Annotated in this window: 15 protein-coding genes and 3 pseudogenes; 12 read left to right on the plus strand and 6 right to left on the minus strand. The window is 74.7% G+C overall.

Annotated elements, in window-relative coordinates:
- Positions 1–23: 23 nt before the first annotated feature.
- Together xseA and ABT238_RS14400 are read right to left on the minus strand one after the other, a co-directional pair.
- Positions 24–1,247: an exodeoxyribonuclease VII large subunit gene (gene xseA / locus ABT238_RS14395; RefSeq protein WP_350563268.1), complete on the minus strand. Its 1,224-nt coding sequence runs from the start codon at positions 1,245–1,247 to the stop codon at positions 24–26.
- A 10-nt stretch (positions 1,248–1,257) separates the two neighbouring features.
- Complete coding sequence (locus ABT238_RS14400; RefSeq protein ID WP_350563270.1) at positions 1,258–2,619, minus strand: APC family permease; 1,362 nt, start codon at positions 2,617–2,619, stop codon at positions 1,258–1,260.
- Between the two features lie 87 nt (positions 2,620–2,706).
- Between ABT238_RS14400 and ABT238_RS14405 the strand changes: the two genes are divergently transcribed.
- Both ABT238_RS14405 and ppgK read left to right on the plus strand, forming a co-directional pair.
- The gene (locus ABT238_RS14405; RefSeq protein ID WP_350757586.1) at positions 2,707–3,684 is read left to right on the plus strand and encodes a 4-hydroxy-3-methylbut-2-enyl diphosphate reductase; all 978 of its coding nucleotides are present in this window, start codon (positions 2,707–2,709) and stop codon (positions 3,682–3,684) included.
- Between the two features lie 165 nt (positions 3,685–3,849).
- Positions 3,850–4,596 (plus strand): polyphosphate--glucose phosphotransferase, encoded by a 747-nt coding sequence (gene ppgK, locus ABT238_RS14410; RefSeq protein WP_350563274.1) that lies wholly within the window; start codon positions 3,850–3,852, stop codon positions 4,594–4,596.
- A 30-nt stretch (positions 4,597–4,626) separates the two neighbouring features.
- Here the strand turns inward: ppgK and ABT238_RS14415 are convergent, their stop codons facing one another.
- Complete coding sequence (locus ABT238_RS14415; protein WP_350757588.1) at positions 4,627–5,304, minus strand: DUF6542 domain-containing protein; 678 nt, start codon at positions 5,302–5,304, stop codon at positions 4,627–4,629.
- Between the two features lie 115 nt (positions 5,305–5,419).
- On the opposite strand from ABT238_RS14415, the gene ABT238_RS14420 reads away from it, so the two are divergent.
- From ABT238_RS14420 to ABT238_RS14435, 4 genes and pseudogenes are all read left to right on the plus strand, one after another.
- On the plus strand, positions 5,420–5,752 hold the full coding sequence (locus ABT238_RS14420; RefSeq protein WP_350757591.1) for a VOC family protein: 333 nt from the start codon (positions 5,420–5,422) through the stop codon (positions 5,750–5,752).
- Between the two features lie 77 nt (positions 5,753–5,829).
- A complete protein-coding gene (gene ychF, locus ABT238_RS14425; protein ID WP_350563280.1) occupies positions 5,830–6,903 on the plus strand; it encodes a redox-regulated ATPase YchF in 1,074 nt (357 codons plus the stop codon).
- A 166-nt stretch (positions 6,904–7,069) separates the two neighbouring features.
- Positions 7,070–7,324, plus strand: a pseudogene (locus ABT238_RS14430) (type II toxin-antitoxin system Phd/YefM family antitoxin); the annotation flags it as partial.
- Positions 7,325–7,344: 20 nt separating this feature from the next.
- Positions 7,345–7,539 (plus strand): annotated as a pseudogene (locus ABT238_RS14435) (Txe/YoeB family addiction module toxin); the annotation flags it as partial.
- Between the two features lie 186 nt (positions 7,540–7,725).
- Here the strand turns inward: ABT238_RS14435 and ABT238_RS14440 are convergent.
- The 3 genes and pseudogenes from ABT238_RS14440 to ABT238_RS38785 all read right to left on the minus strand — a co-directional run bounded on the left by ABT238_RS14440 (position 7,726) and on the right by ABT238_RS38785 (position 10,045).
- Positions 7,726–8,004: a peptidoglycan-binding domain-containing protein gene (locus ABT238_RS14440; RefSeq protein WP_350563282.1), complete on the minus strand. Its 279-nt coding sequence runs from the start codon at positions 8,002–8,004 to the stop codon at positions 7,726–7,728.
- 105 nt (positions 8,005–8,109) lie between these two features.
- Positions 8,110–8,766: an HAD-IA family hydrolase gene (locus ABT238_RS14445; protein ID WP_350563287.1), complete on the minus strand. Its 657-nt coding sequence runs from the start codon at positions 8,764–8,766 to the stop codon at positions 8,110–8,112.
- An 89-nt stretch (positions 8,767–8,855) separates the two neighbouring features.
- Positions 8,856–10,045 (minus strand): annotated as a pseudogene (locus ABT238_RS38785) (dihydrofolate reductase family protein).
- Between the two features lie 177 nt (positions 10,046–10,222).
- On the opposite strand from ABT238_RS38785, the gene ABT238_RS14460 reads away from it, so the two are divergent.
- The 6 genes from ABT238_RS14460 (at position 10,223) to ABT238_RS14485 (ending at position 18,089) form a co-directional block, all read left to right on the plus strand.
- On the plus strand, positions 10,223–11,602 hold the full coding sequence (locus tag ABT238_RS14460; protein WP_502891430.1) for a hypothetical protein: 1,380 nt from the start codon (positions 10,223–10,225) through the stop codon (positions 11,600–11,602).
- A 180-nt stretch (positions 11,603–11,782) separates the two neighbouring features.
- The gene (locus ABT238_RS14465; RefSeq protein ID WP_350757600.1) at positions 11,783–12,598 is read left to right on the plus strand and encodes a methyltransferase domain-containing protein; all 816 of its coding nucleotides are present in this window, start codon (positions 11,783–11,785) and stop codon (positions 12,596–12,598) included.
- A gap of 192 nt (positions 12,599–12,790) precedes the next feature.
- Complete coding sequence (locus tag ABT238_RS14470; RefSeq protein WP_350757603.1) at positions 12,791–14,308, plus strand: DUF4190 domain-containing protein; 1,518 nt, start codon at positions 12,791–12,793, stop codon at positions 14,306–14,308.
- A gap of 55 nt (positions 14,309–14,363) precedes the next feature.
- Positions 14,364–14,546 (plus strand): SPOR domain-containing protein, encoded by a 183-nt coding sequence (locus ABT238_RS14475; RefSeq protein ID WP_350563297.1) that lies wholly within the window; start codon positions 14,364–14,366, stop codon positions 14,544–14,546.
- 37 nt (positions 14,547–14,583) lie between these two features.
- A complete protein-coding gene (locus ABT238_RS14480; protein ID WP_350563299.1) occupies positions 14,584–15,021 on the plus strand; it encodes a (deoxy)nucleoside triphosphate pyrophosphohydrolase in 438 nt (145 codons plus the stop codon).
- Positions 15,022–15,302: 281 nt separating this feature from the next.
- Positions 15,303–18,089 (plus strand): SpoIIE family protein phosphatase, encoded by a 2,787-nt coding sequence (locus ABT238_RS14485; RefSeq protein ID WP_350757606.1) that lies wholly within the window; start codon positions 15,303–15,305, stop codon positions 18,087–18,089.
- Positions 18,090–18,263: the final 174 nt, after the last annotated feature.

Raw genomic sequence — 18,263 nt, forward strand, 5'->3', positions numbered from 1 at the left:
CGCCCGCCCCGTCCGCGCCCGGCTCAGCCGGACTGCGGCCCGCCGGCCACCGTGACGTCGAAGCCGCCGCCCGCCACCCGGGCGTGCAGCCCCTCGCCCGCCACGGCCTGCGCCGGATCGGTCACCACCGTGCCGTCGCCCCGCTGCAGCACCGCGTAGCCGCGCTCCAGGGTGGCCGCCGGGGACAGCGCCACCACCCGGGCCAGGGTGTGCCCGAGGTCGCTCTGCGCGTGGTCCAGCCGGTGGCGCAGGGTGCGCCGGGCGCGCTCCAGCAGGCCGTCCACCTCCTGCCCGCGCCCGTCCAGCATCCGCTGCGGCGCCGCCAGCACCGGCCGGCTGCGCACGCCGTCCAGCCCGTGCTGCTCGCGCTCCACCCGGGCCAGCACGTGCCGCCGGGCCCGGTCGCGCAGCTGGCGGACCTTGGCCAGCTCCTCGCCGACGTCCGGAACCACCCGTTTGGCGGCATCGGTCGGCGTGGAGGCCCGCAGGTCGGCGACGAAGTCCAGCAGCGGCTGGTCCGGCTCGTGGCCGATCGCGCTCACCACCGGTGTCCGGGCGGCCGCGACCAGCCGCACCAGGCCCTCGTCCGAGAACGGCAGCAGGTCCTCGACGCTGCCGCCGCCGCGGGCCACGACGATCACGTCCACCCCGGGGTGCTCGTCCAGCTCCCGGACGGCCGCGCTCACCCGCTCCACCGCGCTGACGCCCTGCACCGGCACGTTGCGGATCTCGAAGCGGACCGCCGGCCAGCGCCGCCGGGCGTTCTCCAGGACGTCCCGCTCGGCCGCCGACCCCCGGCCGGTGACCAGCCCGACGCACTGCGGCAGGAACGGCAGCGGCTTCTTGCGCTCCGCGGCGAACAGGCCCTCGCCGGCCAGCCGCCGCTTCAGCTGCTCCAGCCGGGCCAGCAGCTCGCCCAGCCCGACCAGCCGGATCTCGGAGGCCCGCAGCGAGAGCTGGCCGCGCGCCGCGTACCACTCCGGCTTGGCGTGCACGATCACCCGCGAGCCCTCCTGCACCGCGTCGGCGACCTGGTCGAAGACGGAGCGGAAGCACGTCACGGTCAGCGAGACGTCGGCCTGCGGGTCGCGCAGCGTCAGGAACACCACGCCCGCCCCCGGCCGCCGGCTGAGCTGGGTGATCTGCCCCTCCACCCAGATCGCGCCGAGCCGGTCGATCCAGCCCCCGATCAGCGCGGAGACCTTGCCGACCGGGAGCGGCGCTTCGGGGGAACTGGGGTTGGCCATGCGTACGAGGCTAGCGGCGTCCGCCGACAGCGGAACCCCGCCGGCCGAGGAGCACCAGCAGCCCGACGGCCAGCCAGACCAGCCCGACCACCTGCGCGGTGCCCGAGGCCTCGGCCACCACCGCGCCGATCACCGCCACGCCCAGCGCCGGCACCACCACGTCCGTCAACGGGTTCCCCGGGCGGTGCTTCACCGCGTACCAGCCGACCACCGAGGCGTGCAGCAGCGTGAACGCGGTGAGCGCGCCGATGTTCACCACCGAGGTCAGCCGGTCCAGCCCGTCGTCCCGGTCCGCCGCCCAGACCGCCGCCGCCATGGTGATCGCCGCCGACACCAGCAGCGCCCGGCGGGGCACCGCCGAGCCCGGGTCGACCGCGCCCAGGAAGCGCGGCAGCCGCCCGTCCCGGCCCATCGCGAACAGCAGCCGCCCCGCGGCCGCCTGCCCGGCAAGCGCCGCGAACGCCGCGCCGATCGCCTTGCTCGCCGCGACCAGCACGTGCAGCCAGTGCCCGACCGAGCCCTCCACCGTGTCGTAGAACGCCGAGCCCTGCGCCGCCGGGTCCGCCGCCAGCTGCTGCGGGGTGAGCGGCTCCAGCAGCGCCGCCAGGTAGGTCTGCGCCACGAACAGCAGGCCGGCCAGCGCCAGGCACCAGAGCACCGCCCGGGCCACCGCCGCCGCCGCGCCGACCGCCTCCTCCACGAAGGTCGCGATCGCGTCGAAGCCCAGGTAGGAGAGCACGGCCACGGAGACCGCCGCGAGCACCGCCGACGGCGAGAAGCCGCCGACCCCCGTGAACGGGCTCGCCCAGTCGCGCCGCGCGCCGTCCTGGGCCAGCACCACCACGGCCGCGGCCACGAACACCGCCAGCACCGCGAGCTCCATCACCAGCACGGCCAGGCCCGCCACGGCCGCCGTCCGCACCCCGGCCAGGTTGAGCCCGGTGGTCACCACCACCGCCAGCGCCGTCCACACCCAGCGCGAGACGTCCGGCACCAGCGAGTTCAGCGCGATGCCGGAGAACAGGTAGGCGACCGCCGGGATCAGCAGGTAGTCGAGCATCGCCATCCAGCCGGCGACGAACCCGGCGGCGTCGCCCAGCCCGGCCCGCGCGTAGGCGTACACCGATCCCGTCCGCGGCACCGCCCGCACCATCCGGGCGTACGAGACGGCGGTGAACCCCATCGCCGCGGTGGCCACCAGATAGACCGCGGCGACCGCCCCGTGGCTCTTGGCGTCGAGCACCCCGAACACGCCCACCGGGGCCATCGGGGCGATGAACAGCAGCCCGTACACCATCAGGTCGCGCACGCCCAGGCTGCGCCGCAGCCCGCCTTGCCGGTCCCGGACGCCCGGCTCGACTCGCTCGTTCATAGCTTCCACATTTGAGCACCCGTGACCGGTTCCGACGGGAACGCGGCTCCCGTCGGCGCGGCTGCGCTCCGCCCGTACGATGGAGCCATGTCCTCCAACACCGCGCAGCGCCGTGTCCTGCTCGCCGCCCCCCGGGGCTACTGCGCGGGCGTCGACCGCGCCGTGATCGCCGTGGAGAAGGCCCTGGAGCAGTACGGGGCCCCCATCTACGTCCGCAAGCAGATCGTCCACAACAAGTACGTGGTGCAGACCCTGGAGAAGAAGGGCGCGATCTTCGTCGACGAGACGGAGGAGGTGCCCGAGGGCTCGATCGTGGTCTTCTCGGCCCACGGCGTCGCGCCCTCGGTGCACGACGAGGCCCGGGCCGGCAAGCTCGCCACCGTCGACGCCACCTGCCCGCTGGTGACCAAGGTGCACAAGGAGGCCGTGCGCTTCGCCGACGAGGGCTACGACATCCTGCTGGTGGGCCACGAGGGCCACGAGGAGGTCATCGGCACGATGGGCGAGGCCCCGGACCGGATCCACCTGGTGGACGGCGCCGAGGACGTCGCCAACGTGCAGGTCCGCGACGACTCCAAGGTCGTCTGGCTCTCCCAGACCACGCTCTCGGTGGACGAGACCATGGCCACCGTCGGCGAGCTGAAGAAGCGCTTCCCGCTGCTGGTCAGCCCGCCCAGCGACGACATCTGCTACGCCACCCAGAACCGCCAGGTGGCCGTCAAGCGGATGGCCCCGGAGACCGACCTGCTGATCGTGGTCGGCTCGAAGAACTCCTCCAACTCCGTGCGCCTGGTCGAGGTCGGCCTGGAGTACGGCGCCAAGGCCGCCCACCTGGTGGACTTCGCCGAGGAGATCCGGGAGGAGTGGCTGGAGGGCGTCGGCACGGTCGGCCTGACCAGCGGAGCCTCGGTGCCGGAGATCCTGGTCGAGGGCGTGCTGGAGTGGCTGGCCGCGCGCGGCTACGGCGAGGTGTCCGTCGTCAAGACCGCCGAGGAGCACCTGACCTTCTCGCTGCCCAAGGAACTCCGCCGCGACCTGCGCGCCGAGGCCGCCGGCAAGCTGTAGGCCGTCGCGTCGAAGGACCCGGTGCCCCGTTCGGGTGCCGGGTCCTCCGCTGTGCGGGGCCGGGCGGGTTCTCGTAGGTTGGTGCAGGGGCGCGGTCCCGTGCGCGGTCGTGCACAGGCCTGTGGACAACTTCCCCGTGGACAACTTCGGCGGAGGGCGGTCGTCATGACGGCGGTATTCGGTGTGGACATCGGCGGGTCGGGCATCAAGGGAGCCCCCGTCGACCCCGCCCGGGGCGTGCTCGCCCAGGAGCGGTACAAGGTCCTCACCCCGCAGCCCTCCGAGCCGCGGGCCGTGGTCGCCGCCGTGTGCGAGGTGGTCGAGCACTTCGGCCACCGGGGCCCGGTGGGCCTGACCTTCCCCGGCGTGGTCGTCGACGGCCGCACCACGACCGCCGCCAACGTCGACAAGGGCTGGGTCGGCCTGGACGCCGCCGGCCTGTTCGGCGAGGCGCTCGGCCTGCCGGCCGTGGTGCTCAACGACGCTGACGCGGCCGGCCTCGCCGAGACCGCCCACGGCGCCGGCCGCGACCGCTCGGGCGTGGTCCTCGTCCTCACCTTCGGCACCGGCATCGGCAGCGCCCTGTTCGTGGACGGCGTGCTGGTGCCCAACACCGAGCTCGGCCACCTGGAGCTGCGCGGCAAGGACGCCGAACGGCGGGCCTCCTCGGCGGCCAGGGAGCGGCACGGGCTGAGCTGGTCGCAGTGGGCCGGGCGGGTGGACGAGTACCTGGACCTGGTGGAGATGCTGTTCTCGCCGCAACTGATCGTGATCGGCGGCGGGGTGAGCCGCAAGCACGAGAAGTTCCTGCCGCTGCTGCGCGAGCGCGGGGCGCGGGTCGTCCCGGCGGAGCTGCGCAACGACGCCGGCATCGTCGGCGCGGCCATGGCGGCGGCCCGCGCCACCGCCTGACCTCCCGGCCCGGGGCGCTCCCCGCGCCCCTCAGCGCGCGCGGTGGATCCGCTGCTGGGCCACGAAGCGGGCCAGCACGATCGCGGCGGCCAGCCCGGTGCCCGTGAACAGCCAGCCGGAACGGGTGGCCAGGTTGGTCGCCAGCGCCACCAGCTGCGCCGTCACCCCGGAGGAGGTGACCGGCCCGAACAGCAGCAGCGCCACGGCGAAGGCGATCGGCCCGCTGATCGGCGCGGCCAGCAGGTCGGCGTACCGGACCCGGACCGCCAGCTGGAAGCAGATCAGCAGGTAGCCGATCCCGAACAGGATCCCGGGCTCGCCGAAGGCCAGCCGGTCCAGGCCGGCCACCGCCACCGTCGTGGCCAGCGCGACCACCCCGGCGCCCACCGCGGTCAGCCGGGCCGGCCGGCCGGTGCGCCGCCGGCCGTAGAGCTGCCCGGCGAGCCGGGGCCGCTTCGGGGGCCCGGAGACCGGGCGCAGCCGGGACCCGGGGCCGCCGCGTTCCGCGCCCCTGCCGGTGCCGCCGCCCTTCCCAGGAGCCTTGCCGGCGGCCTTCCCGGCCGCCTTGCCCCTGGCCTTCCCGACGGGAACGGCCGGTTCCCCCGTGCTCTCGCGGGCCCGGCCCGGCCCGGGGACGGCGGCCCCGGCCGCGCCGTTCGGCGGTCGGCGTCTGGGCCCTGGCGGCTGGGTACGGATGCTCTGCTCCACCCACCCAACGTACGGTCCGATCATCGCCACACTGTGTAATGGGCCGTCGGGGCTTGGCCCGTGTCTCCGGACGGAGTATTGATGTGACCTTCGCTCAACTGCACGGGGGAATCGCATGACCGGCGGATACACGTTCGAACGCCTCCATCGCGTCCAGCTCGACATCCCGGCGGGTGCCGAGGACGAGTGTCGCGCGTTCTGGCGCGACGTGCTCGGGACGACCGAGCCGACCAAGCCGCCGGTGCTGGCCGCGCGCGGCGGCTGCCGGTTCCGCGGCGGCGGGGTGGAGGTGCACCTCGGGATGGTGCCGGAGTTCCGCCCGTCCCGCAAGGGCCACCCGGGGATCCAGGTGGACGACCTGCCCGGTCACCGCCGCTTCCACACCGGCGACCGGCTCGGCAACCGCCGGGAGTTCCTGACGCCGCCGCCGGGCGCGGCGGACGGCTGATGCGCTGCCCGTAGACTGGGGGATCGGCCCGGCGTGCGGGCCGGCCCAACTCCTCCAAGCCCACGGGACTGCGCTTCATGTCGCTCACGATCGGAATCGTCGGCCTGCCGAACGTCGGCAAGTCGACCCTGTTCAACGCCCTGACCAAGAACGACGTGCTGGCGGCCAACTACCCGTTCGCCACCATCGAGCCCAACGTCGGCGTCGTCGGCGTCCCGGACGAGCGGCTGAACAAGCTCGCCGAGATCTTCGGCTCGCAGCGCATCCTCCCGGCCACCGTCGACTTCGTCGACATCGCGGGCATCGTCCGCGGCGCCAGCGAGGGCGAGGGCCTGGGCAACAAGTTCCTGGCCAACATCCGCGAGTCGGACGCCATCTGCCAGGTCGTGCGCGCCTTCACCGACCCCGACGTGGTCCACGTGGACGGCAAGGTGTCGCCCAAGGACGACATCGAGACCATCCACACCGAGCTGATCCTGGCCGACCTCCAGACCATCGAGAAGGTCCTGCCCCGGCTCCAGAAGGAGGCGCGCCTCAAGAAGGACACCGCCCCCGTCCTGGCCGCGGCCGAGGCCGCCCAGGCGGTCCTGGAGACCGGCAAGACCCTCTTCGAGGCCGGCTTCGACACCGCCCCGATCCGCGAGCTGCACCTGCTGACCGCCAAGCCCTTCCTCTACGTCTTCAACGTCGACGAGGACGAGCTGTCCGACGAGGAGTTCAAGCAGGCCCAGCGCGAGCTGGTCGCCCCCGCCGAGGCGATCTTCCTCAACGCCAAGATCGAGTCCGAGCTGATCGAGCTGGACGACGCCGAGGCCCTCGAACTCCTCCAGTCCATGGGTCAGGACGAGCCCGGCCTCGCCACCCTGGCCCGGGTCGGCTTCGACACCCTCGGCCTGCAGACCTACCTCACCGCCGGCCCCAAGGAAGCCCGCGCCTGGACCATCAAGAAGGGCGCCACCGCCCCCGAGGCCGCCGGTGTGATCCACACCGACTTCCAGAAGGGCTTCATCAAGGCCGAGGTCATCTCCTTCCACGACCTCGTCGAGACCGGCTCCCTCACCGAGGCCCGCGCCAAGGGCAAGGCCCGCATCGAGGGCAAGGAGTACATCATGCAGGACGGCGACGTCGTGGAGTTCCGCTTCAACGTGTGAGCATTTGATTGCTTTGAGCCGGCTTGATCTGTCGAATGCGCGGGTCGGACGGGGCCCGCCTCTCTCGAGGTGGGCCCCGATCTCTTTCGCGTGCCGACTTCTTCGACCCGCCACGCCTGCCCGAGTGGTGCGTTACGTGGTACCAGCCGTGGAGGGAGTTGAGTTGATGGCGATCACTGCCAGCGAGGCGCGCAAGGCTCTCTTCCCGTTGATCAAGAAGGTCAACGACGATCACGAGGCCATTGAGATCGTCTCCGAGCACGGAAATGCCGTCCTCGTCTCGGCCGAGGACTACGCCGCCCTGCGTGAAGGCTCCTACCTGTTGCGCTCGCCGGTGAACGCCCGCCGCTTGCTCAAGGCGTATGAGAACGCCCTTGGCGGCACAGGGCTTTCCGAGCGGGGGCTCATCGACCCTGACGCGGCGGATGGCGAGAAGGGTGCCGCGTGGGGCTCGCCCGGATCAACGGGCTCCTCGAGGACGTGTTGCGCGACCCGTTCACTGGCATCGGCAAGCCCGAGCCGCTGACGTACCACCTGCCCGGGGTCTGGTCGCGGAGGATCGACGACGGGCACCGCCTGGTCTACTCGGCGACGGATCGGGAGATCATCGTTCTGGCCGCCCGTTACCACTGCTGATGGCCGACTGCGAGTTCGATTCACCGTGCTGATTCCGCGCTCACTTGGGCCCCCGGGATCAACGTTTCCGCAGCTCACGGCGTTGTGGTGGAAGTTCCGCCCGCAACGCCTGACCGACCATCGCACGCGGGCGGGCCGGGCTCCTGGGGAGCCCGGCCCGCCCGCGTTCGGGGTGGTGTCGGGTGGTCAGCAGGCGAAGCCGGGGGAGTTGGCGAAGAAGGTGAGGAAGGACCAGGTCTGGGCGCCGATGACGCCGTCCACGGTGATCTTGGCGCACACCTGGAAGCGTCTTGTGGCGGCGTCGGTGACGGGGCCGAACTCGCCGTCGACGAGAAGGTGGTCCCCGGTCAGGGAGGCGTTGAGGTAGCACTGGGCCTGCTTCACGGCGTCGCCCGAGGAGCCCTGCTTGAGCGTCGGGCGGGCGGTGGTGAAGTTGCAGCTCTGGGTGGGCGGGTTGGTTGTCACCTTGGACTCCTTTGCGGTCACACCCGAACGGGGGCGAACGGCCGGTCCGCGCCTTTCCAGCGAAGCACAGGCCCCCCGGGGCCGCAGCCCGTGGGGCGGCCGGGGTCAGGCGACGGTGACGGTGAGGGTGCCGGCCGGGCCCGGGGTGACGGAGAGTGATTCGAGGGTGAGGGCGTGGGCGGTGGGGTGGTGCGCGGCGGCGCGGGGGCCGATGCCGACGACCGGGACGCCGGCGGCGAGGGCGGCGGCGATGCCGGCCGCGGAGTCCTCGAAGGCGAGGCAGTCGGCGGGGGCGAAGCCGAGGGCGGCGGCGCCCTTGAGGAAACCCTCGGGGTCGGGCTTGCTGGCGCCGACGGATTCGGCGGTGACCAGGACCGGCGGCAGCGGGAGCCCGGCGGCGGCCATCCGGATGCGGGCCAGCGGCGCGTCGGCGGAGGTGACCAGGGCGTGCGGGAGGCCGGCCAGGGCGGCGAGGAAGGCGGGGGCGCCGGGGATCGGTACGACGCCCTCGGTGTCGGCCTTCTCCTCGTCGAGCATCCGGTCGTTCTCGGCGAGGTTGATCTCCACCGGGCGGTCCGGCAGCAGGGCGGCCATGGTGGCGTGGCCCTGGCGGCCGTGGGCGACGCGCAGCACCTCGTCCGGGTCGAGGCCCTGCTCGGCGGCCCAGCGGCGCCAGCAGCGTTCGACCACGGCGTCGGAGTTGACCAGGGTGCCGTCCATGTCGAGCAGGAGGGCGCGGGGGGTGAAGGTCGTCACGGGCATCGGGCGGCTCCGGGGGAGGGGGCGGGCGGGGTGAGCAGAGGGGATTGTTCAGTAAGGATACAAAAGATCGCCCCGTGCTTCGGGCGGTCTCAGCCCCACAGGTGGGCGTTGACCGCGCGGGCCTCCTCGGCCAGCTCGGGCAGCTCGACCAGTTCGACGCCGGCCGCCTCCAGCCGTGCGGCGCCCCGGGTCTCGGCGACGAAGGTGGAAGGCTCGCGCCAGGCCACCACCACCCGGGGGACGCCGGCCGCGATCAGCAGCTCGGCGCACGGCACCGGCCGGGAGGCGCGCTGCCCGCAGGGCTCCAGCGAGCTGTAGACGGTCGCGCCGCGCAGCCGGGGGTCGCCGGCCGGGAGCTTGCCGAGCGCCGCCTCCTCGGCGTGGTCGTGGCCGTCCGCCTCGCGGCTGAACCCCTCGGCCAGCACCGTGCCGTCGGCGGCGACGACGACCGCGCCGACCGAGAAGGCGGTCTCCGAGGGCGGGCAGCGGCGGGAGAGTTCGACGGCCCGGCGCAGGAAGGCCAGATCGTCGGCGCGCGGGTCGTCGGCGTGCGGGTCGTCGGCGTGCGGGTCGGCCGCGGGGCGGGCGTCGGTCACGGGGCGGGCTCCTTCGGGGCGTACCTGAGCAGGACGGCATCGCCCACCGTACGGGCCTCCAGCAGCCGCATCCGCCGGGTCGCCCCGCCGGGGAAGTCCGCCGGGCCGACGAACCGCGGCGCCCGCTCCTGGCCGACCAGCAGCGGCGCCACCACCAGCTGGAGCTCGTCCGCGAGCCCCCGCGCCAGGAACTGGGTGTGCACCCCGCTGCCGCCCTCGACCATCAGCCGCCGCACCCCGCGCGCGCCGAGGTCGTCCAGCACGGCCCCCAGCTCCACCGCCGCGCCGAGCGCCACCACCTCGGCCAGCCCGTCCAGCGCCGGGCGCAGCACGGCCGCCCCGGTGTCCGTGGTGTAGGCCAGCCGCTCGCCGCCGGTGTGCCAGAAGCGCAGCGAGCGGTCCAGTCGGCCGCTCGCGCTGAGCGTCACCTTCAGCGGGTACTCCGGGCGGCCCGCCGCGCGCCGGGCGGCCCGCCGGGCGGGGTCGTTGACCAGCAGTCGGGGGTTGTCCGCGCGCAGGGTGTTGCCGCCGACCAGGATCGCGTCGCTCGAGGCCCGTTCGGCGTCCACCCGGTCGAAGTCGGCCGGGCCGGAGAGCAGCAGCCGCTCGGGGGAGGCGTCGTCGAGGTACCCGTCGAGCGACATCGCGGCGCTCAGCAGGACGAAGGGGCGCGGCGCGGGCATGGTGGAAGGACCGTTCTGTGAGGCGGCTGCCCGTCCACGGTACGGCGCCGGCGGACGCGGGGGACGGGCGAGGGCCGGTGTTCGCCGGACGGCCCGCTGCCGTCGGGGCGGCGTTCGCCGACGGGCCTCACCCTGGTCCGGACCTCGCACCGCCCACCACGTCGAAGGGCAGTCACCGTGTCCCGTCCCTCCCGCCGCCTGCTGCCGCTGGCCGTCGCCACCGCCGCCCTGCCGCTGCTCGCGCTGCCGGCCGGTCCCGCCGCCGCCGTGACCTACGGCACCCCGACGATCAAGCTCTCGGCCGCCTACCTGTCCGGGGCGGTCGGTGCCACCGGCGACCCGACGGTCACCGTCACGGTGTCCCAGAGCGGCGCCCCGGTCTCCTCGCTCACCGTGGCCGCCACCGCCAGCACCCGGGCCGCGGTGGCCCGCACCGGGGACGTCGCCGTCGCCGGCACCGGCTCCGCGCGCACCCTCACGGTCGCCGCCCAGGGTGTCGGCTACACCGACCTCACCGTCAAGGTGACCGGCCTGGGCGGTAAGACCGCGTCGGTGACGCTGCACTACGCGGCCTCGCCGGCGGTGCAGTTCGCGGCGGACAGCCGGTACCTGACCGGCTCCAGCGACGCCTCGGCGGCGGTGGACGCGGGCGGCGGCTACGTCGTGGTGGCCGACGACGAGTCCAACGTGCTGCGGCTGTACGACCGCAACGCCTCCGGCGCGCCCGTCCGCACCTGGGACTTCTCCTCCGCGCTCGGCGTCACCAAGGAGGTCGACATCGAGGGCGCCACCCGGGTCGGCAACACCGTCTACTGGACCGGCTCGCTGGGCAACAACAAGGACGGCGAGATCAAGACGGTCCGGCACACCGTGTTCGCCACCACGGTCACCGGCTCGGGCGCCGGCACCCAGCTGTCGCTCGCCGGCTCCTCGACCGTCCTGCGCGGCGACCTGATCGCCTGGGACCGCGCGCACGGCGACCGCTACGGCTTCGCGGCCGGCTCGGCGACGGGCCAGGTGCCCAAGCAGGTCGACGGCTTCAACGTCGAGGGCCTGGAGTTCGCGCCGGGCAGCACCACCACCGCCTACGTGGGCTTCCGCGCGCCGCTCACCCCGGCGGTCACCGGCGGCCGGGCGCTGATCGTGCCGGTCACCAACTTCCCGGCGCTGTTCGGCGGTGCGCACGCCACCTTCGGCGAGCCGATCGAGCTGGACCTCGGCGGGCTCTCGGTGCGCGACCTGCGGCGCAACGCGCTCGGCCAGTACCTGATCGTGGCCGGCTCCTGGGCGGCGGACGACAACTCCGACCCGTACGCGCTCTACCGCTGGGACGGTCAGCCGGGCTCGCAGCCGGTCAAGGTGCTCGACCTGCCGACCTCCGACGCGGGCGGCTGGGAGGCCGTGGCGGACGTCCCGGACCTCACCGCCCCCGGCGCCCGGGTGCAGCTGATCACCGACGACGGCTCGGCCGTGCTGTACAACGACGGCATCGAGGCGAAGGACCTCACCCACCCGGAGTTCCAGAAGTCGCGCACCACCTGGTTCACCCTCGGCTAGCGAGGGCATGCGGCCCCTGTCCGGGCGAGATGGCGTCCGGGCGGGGGCCGCCGCGTTCCCGGGGGGCGGCCGGGGCCGTCGCCGGAGTGGTCGGTATGTGAGACGAATCTTCTTGGAATACGGGACGAGGAGTAGCGTCGGAGGCGTCGAGGAGCGGACCGATTCCGAGGGGGAGTCACCATGACCGAGCCGAAGCACGTCGTCTACACCCACGGCCACCAGGAGGTCGTGCTGCGCTCGCACCGCTGGCGGACCGTCGAGAACTCCGCCGCCTACCTGCGCGACCGGCTGCGGCCCGGACAGGCCGTGCTGGACATCGGCTGCGGCCCCGGCACGATCACCGCCGACCTGGCCGAACTGGTCGGACCGGACGGCCGGGTGGTGGCCGCGGACGCCTCCGCCGAGGTGCTGGAGGCGGCCGCCGCGCACGTCGCGGGACGCGGCCTGTCCAACGTCGCCTTCGAGATCGCCGACGTGCACCGACTGCCCTACCGGGAGGGGGAGTTCGACGTGGTGCACGCTCACCAGGTGCTGCAGCACGTGGCCGATCCGGTCGGCGCGCTGCGCGAGCTGCGCCGGGTCACCGCCGAGGGCGGCGTCGTCGCCGTCCGGGACGTCGACTTCGCGACCATGGCCTGGTACCCGCAGGTGCCCGAGCTGGACCGCTGGCTGGAGCTGTACCGGCGGATCGCCCGGCACAACGGCGGCGAGCCGGACGCCGGGCGGCGGCTGCTGTCCTGGGCCCGGACGGCCGGCTTCACCGACGTCACCGCCACGTCGAGCACCTGGACGTACGCGACGCCCGAGCAGCGCGCCTGGTGGGGCGGGCTCTGGGCGGACCGGATCACCGGCTCGGCCATCGCCCGCACGGCGGTGGCCGAGGGGTACGCGGACGAGGCCGAACTGGCCCGGATCGCGGCCGGGTGGCGGGAGTGGGCGGCCGCCGGGGACGGGTGGTTCGCGATGCTGCACGGGGAGGTGCTGGCCCGGCGCTGAGCCGGGGTGTGCCCTTGTGGTGAGGGGATGGTTCGTGGGGTGGCGAAAAGGTGCGCGGGTGTTTCACAAGATCCGGTAGAGTCGCGCGCCTGTTCCCGTACCCGACGGCCCGCCGCGATCCGCCCGCGGGCTCCGCGGGTCGTCGTCCTGCCGAACTGTCGCCCGCCTTCCGCGGGCCGGGGGAGATCGCACGTGTCCAAGCCCGAGTCCGACGCCGCCGCCCCGGTGTCCGCGCCCGAGCCCGAGCCCGCGCCCGAGCCGGTGTCGCAGCCTGTCGAGTCGGTCGAGCCCGCCGGGGCGACGGAGCCGGCCGGGCGGGTCGAGCTGACCAAGCCGCCGGTCGAGCCCGCCCCTGGAGCGGCCCCCGAGCCCGCCGCCGTTCCGGCACCGGCCGAGCCCGCCACCGGAGCGGTGCCGGGGGTGGCGGCCCCCGGGCCGGCCCCCGAGGCCGCGCAGGGCCCCTGGGCGCCGCCCGCTCCCGCCGGGCCGCCCGTGGCCGACCCGTGGGCCACCCCCGCCGGGCCGCCCGTGGCCGACCCGTGGGCCACCCCGGCCGCCGCCATGCCCCCGCCCTTCGACCCCGACCGCCCGCGCGCCACCGGCTGGGCGGCCGTCGTCCCCGGCGCCCAGTCCGGCTTCCAGCCCGGCTTCGCCTACCCGCAGGCCCCGACGGCCACCAACGGCTTCGCGGTCGCCGCCCTGGTCACCGGTCTGCTCTGCATGTGGCCGCTGGCACTCGCCTTCGCGATCGTGGCGATGGTCCAGATACCGAAGCGGAACGAGAAGGGCCGCGGCATGGCGGTCACCGGTCTGGTCACCGGTGTCCTCGGGGCGATCGTCAGTCTGTTCGGGGTCATCGGCCTGCTCGCGGTCGGCGTCGAGGCGGAGGAGTACGGCGACACCCCGCGGGGCCCGAAGGGATCGGTGCAGATCGAGGAGCTGCGGGCCGGCGACTGCTTCAACGAGCCGCCGCTGAGCTCCGGGCAGAGCGGCGAGTCCGCGAGCATCTACTGGGTGCTCGTGGTGTCCTGCTCCGCGCCGCACAACGGCGAGGTCGCCGGCTCCGGCAACCTCGCCGGCCGGGGCCCCGCCGCCTACCCCAGCACGAGCGAGATCGACGAGATGGCCGAGCGGATCTGCGGCCCGGTGCGCGACGACTACGCCCTCGACTCCTGGCTCGTCCCCGACGGCATGGAGGAGGGCTACTACTACCCGAGCCGTGTCAGCTGGGCGTCCGGCGACCGCGAGGTGACCTGCACCTTCCAGGACAACACCAGGACGCACACGGGCAGCGTCCACACCGACCGGACCAAGCTCACCCGGGCGCAGCGCACCTACCTGGACGCGGTGCTCGCCTACAACAACGCGCTCGCGGTCCAGCCGGAGGGCGAGGCCGACGAGGAGCCCACCGAGTACCGCACCTGGGCGAAGACGATGGCCACCGCCTCCCGCAAGGAGGTCACGGACCTGTCGGCCACCGGGATCGACTGGCCGGAGGGGGCCAGGGCCAAGCTGATCGAGCTGGGCGCGATCAAGCTGGACGCGGCCAACGCCTGGGACGCCGCCGCCAAGTCCGCCGACGTGGAGACGCTCGACCGCGAGGTCGGGAAGGCGCTGGCGCTGTCCGTCAAGAGCAGCAAGCTCGCGGTGGACATCCGGCGCGAGCTGGGGCTGTCGACCGGCGAGCAGGCCTCCGAGATCCGCGTCTGAGGCCCGCCCGGACGGCCCGGACCCGCCCTCCCGGCCGGGTCCTAGCATGGGCGCCATGGACACCTACCGGGTGATGCGGCAGGACGACGACGGCAACCGGTTCCCGGTCGTCGGGGGGATCGGGCGGGAGGCCGCCGAGCGGCTGGCGGCCGAGTTCGAGGCACGCGGCCACAAGCAGCTGTACTGGGTCGAGCCCGAGCCCGCCGGAGCCCGCGGGACGCGGGGCCCGCGCGACTGAGCGGCCCCCCGGACAGCACGCCCTAGAGTCGACGCCCATGGACAGGACCATCGACCAGCCGGCCTCGGCCGGCGGCGCAGCGGAGAACCGGATCGTCGTCGGCGGCGCGCTGATCCACCGGGGACGGGTGCTCGCCGCCCGGCGGAGCGCGCCCGCCGAGGTGGCGGGGCGCTGGGAGTTCCCCGGCGGCAAGGCGGAGCCGGGCGAGACCGAGGCCCAGGCGCTGGAGCGCGAGCTGATGGAGGAGCTGGGCGTGCGCGCCAGGGCGCTCAGCCGGCTGCCCGGCGCGTGGCTGGTGCGCCCCGGCCTGGAACTGCGGCTCTGGGCCGCCGAACTGGTCTCCGGCGACCCGCGCCCGCTGCAGGACCACGACGAGCTGCGCTGGCTCGGCCCCGCCGAGCTGGCCGACGTCGAGTGGCTGGAGCACGACCGCGAGGTCCTCCCCGAGGTCGTCCGCCTGCTGACCACCGCCTGAGCCGCGCCCCGAGCAGCGCCCCGACTCGCCCCCCGAGCGGCTCCCGGCGACGCCCCCCGGGCCGGTGCGGCCCGGATGGTACCGGTCCGCACCGGCGAGCCGCCGGGCCGCGCCCGCGAACGACGCGTGGGGGCGACGGATCGGGCAAATCGGAAAAGCCGGCGCGGCGGGCGGGATAGCCTTGGTCCTGCTGGGTATGTCACTTTTCGGCACTATTCGTCACCATCGGTGAGCCGTCCCAGCCGGCGACGCCGATCCGAGCAGAGCCGGAGGCCCCGTCGGTGTCGAATGGCGGATACGGCGGCGGGGGAGCGCGACGGGCGGGCGCCCAGGGAGGCGCCGCGGCCCGCGCCCGGCTTCGGCGCGGCGCGGGCGGAGCGCCCGGCGGCCGGGCCGCCCGGGAGCGCCCGGCCGGCCGCCGCCGGGGCGAGGGCCTGCCCGAGGGCGCGTCGGCCGCCCAGCCGGTGCAGCCCGCCCCGTCGCTCACGGTGCCCGACGCGGTCCCGCCGGCCGGCCTGCGCAGCCGCCCCGGCCGGGTGTTCCCGGGCGGCCCGCGCGCCGTCCCGCAGGCCACCGGCGACGGGAGCGGCGACCGCGCGGGCGGCAGCCTCTTCGACGTGGTCAGGGTGGCCATCGCGATCCTGGACACCGCCGGCCGGGTGGTGCTCTGGAGCCCGGCCGCCGAGGAGCTGCTCGGCTGGCCGAACGAGCTGCTGGTCGGCCGCCGGATCGACGAGCTGATCCCCGACGACGACCAGGTGCTGCGGATCCGCGCGGCGATCCAGGACACCCTGCGGCACGGCCGCTGGTCCGGACCGGCCGAGCTGCGCGACCGGGAGGGCGTCCCGGTGCTGGTGGACGCCCGGATCTCGCTCCTGGTGGACGGCGACGGCACCCCGTTCCTCCAGGTCAACCTGGCCGAGGCGGGGGCCGTCCGGGCGGTGGAGCGGGACCTCGCGGTGCGCGACGCGCTGTTCGAGCAGTCCCCGCTGGGCATCGCGATCATGGACACCGAGCTGCGCTACACCGCCGTCAACCAGACCCTCGCCGAGATGAACGGCGTCGCGCCGGAGGACCACGTCGGACGCACCATCGGCGAGACCCTGCCCGAGCGGGCCGCCGACGAGATCACCGCGATCCAGCGCCAGGTGCTGGCCACCGGCGAGCCGGTCATCGACGTCACCCTCGCCTCGCCGACCACCGCCCGCTCCGGCTACCGCTCGGTCTCCTACAGCCGGATGACCGACCGCTCCGGGCGGGTGCTCGGCATCTCCGGCACCGTGATGGACGTCACCGAGCGTTACCGTGCGGTGGCCAAGGTCGAGCACGCCCGCCGCCGTCTCTCGCTGCTCAACGAGTTCGGCTCCCGAGTCGGTGACCTGCTGGACGCCTCGCGGATCGCGCAGGAGCTGGCCAGCGCGGTGGTGCCGAGGCTGACCGACCACGCCGCCGTCATCCTGCTGCAGGCCGTCGCGCACGGTGACGACCTTCCCCGGCACGGCCACGACCGCCGCACCTCGCTGCTCCAACTCGGCACCGCCTCCGTCCAGGACGGCCCGGAGGTGGAGGTGATGCTGCGGCGCGGCGCCCGGATCACCTTCGCCGAGGACTCCGCCTGCGGCCGGGTGCTGCGCACCGGCGTGCCCGAGCTGCTCTCCGGCGCCGACCAGCTGAGCGACGTCACCTACGCCGGCGACCCGAAGATGCAGGCGGCGCACGACCTGGGCGTGCACTCGATGCTGGTGGTGCCGCTGCGGGCCCGGGGCATCGTGATCGGCCTGCTGCTGGTCAGCCGGGCCGGCTACCGCGAGGGCTTCGACCGGGACGACCTGGCGTTCACCGTCGAGCTGGCGGACCGGGCCGGGTCCTCGCTGGACAACGCCCGGCTCTACGCCCGCGAGCGCACCGCCGCCCTCACCCTCCAGCGCACCCTCCTGCCGCAGCAGGTGCCGCAGCCCACCGGCGTCGAGGTCGCCTACCGGTACGTGCCCGGCAGCAGCGGCACCGAGGTCGGCGGCGACTGGTTCGACGTCATCCCGCTGCCCGGCGACCGGACCGCGCTGGTGGTCGGCGACGTGATGGGCCACGGCCTGCGGGCCGCCGCGACGATGGGCCGGCTGCGCACCGCCGTCCGCGTGCTGGCCGCCCTCGACCTGCCGCCGGACGTGCTGCTGCGGCACGTCCACGAGCTGGCCGACGACCTCGCCCAGGGCCCGGACGAGGCGCTGCTCGCCACCTGCGTGTACGCGGTGTTCGACCCGGCCACCGCGACCCTGACCGCCGCCAAGGCCGGCCACATCCCGCCGGTGCTGGTGGTGCCGGGCGACGAGACGGACGGGCCGACCCGCGACGGCGGGCCGCTGCCCGGCGGCGCCGGCCGGATCGTGGAGCTGCCCTCCGGCGCCCCGCTCGGCGTCGGCGGCGTGCCGTTCGAGGCCGTCGAGCTGAAGATCCCCGAGGGCAGTCTGCTGGCGCTCTGCACGGACGGGCTGGTGGAGTCCCGGGACAAGGACCTGGACGTCGGCCTCGGCCGGCTGGTCACGGTGCTCCAGCAGCCCCACGCGTCGATCCAGGCGGCCTGCGAGGCGGTGCTGGACACCATGGAGCAGGGCCGCGAGCCGGACGACGTGGCGCTGCTGCTGGCCCGGCTCGGCCACGGGCAGGCCGGCACCCCGACGGCGGGCTGGACGCTGCCCGCCGAGCCGACCGCCGTCTCCCGGGCCCGCCGGCTGGTCCGCGCGGCGCTGGCCGAGTGGGGCGTCGAGGAGCTGACCGACACCGCGGAGCTGCTGGTCAGCGAGCTGGTCACGAACGCCGTCCGGTACGCGAGCGCGCCGATCGGGGTGCGGCTGACGCTCGGCGAGACGCTGCTGGTGGAGATCTCCGACCCGTTGCCGGACCCGCCGCGCGAGCGGCACGCGGCCGAGGCGGACGAGGGCGGCCGAGGGCTGGAACTGGTCGCCCGGCTGGCCCTGCACTGGGGGGCCAGGGCGGAGGGGATGGGCAAGGTGGTCTGGTTCGAACAGGCGCTGCCGGGCACCCCCGAGGCGGAGCTGTCCGAGGGCTGAGCGGCGACCCGGGCCGGAAGGGGGCCGGAAGCGGGCCGGAACCGGGCGGGATCCGGACGCGGGCCGGGCGCCGGACCGGCCGCCCGGGAGAACGCCGCTGCATATGCCCCCGGGAGGGTCCGGGGGAGCGCGCACTCCGGCAGGGGGCGCGAGCGTGGCATTGTGGTTGCGCGG

Origin of the sequence: Kitasatospora sp. NPDC001527, assembly GCF_040298605.1 — a bacterium.
Classification (GTDB): domain Bacteria; phylum Actinomycetota; class Actinomycetes; order Streptomycetales; family Streptomycetaceae; genus Kitasatospora.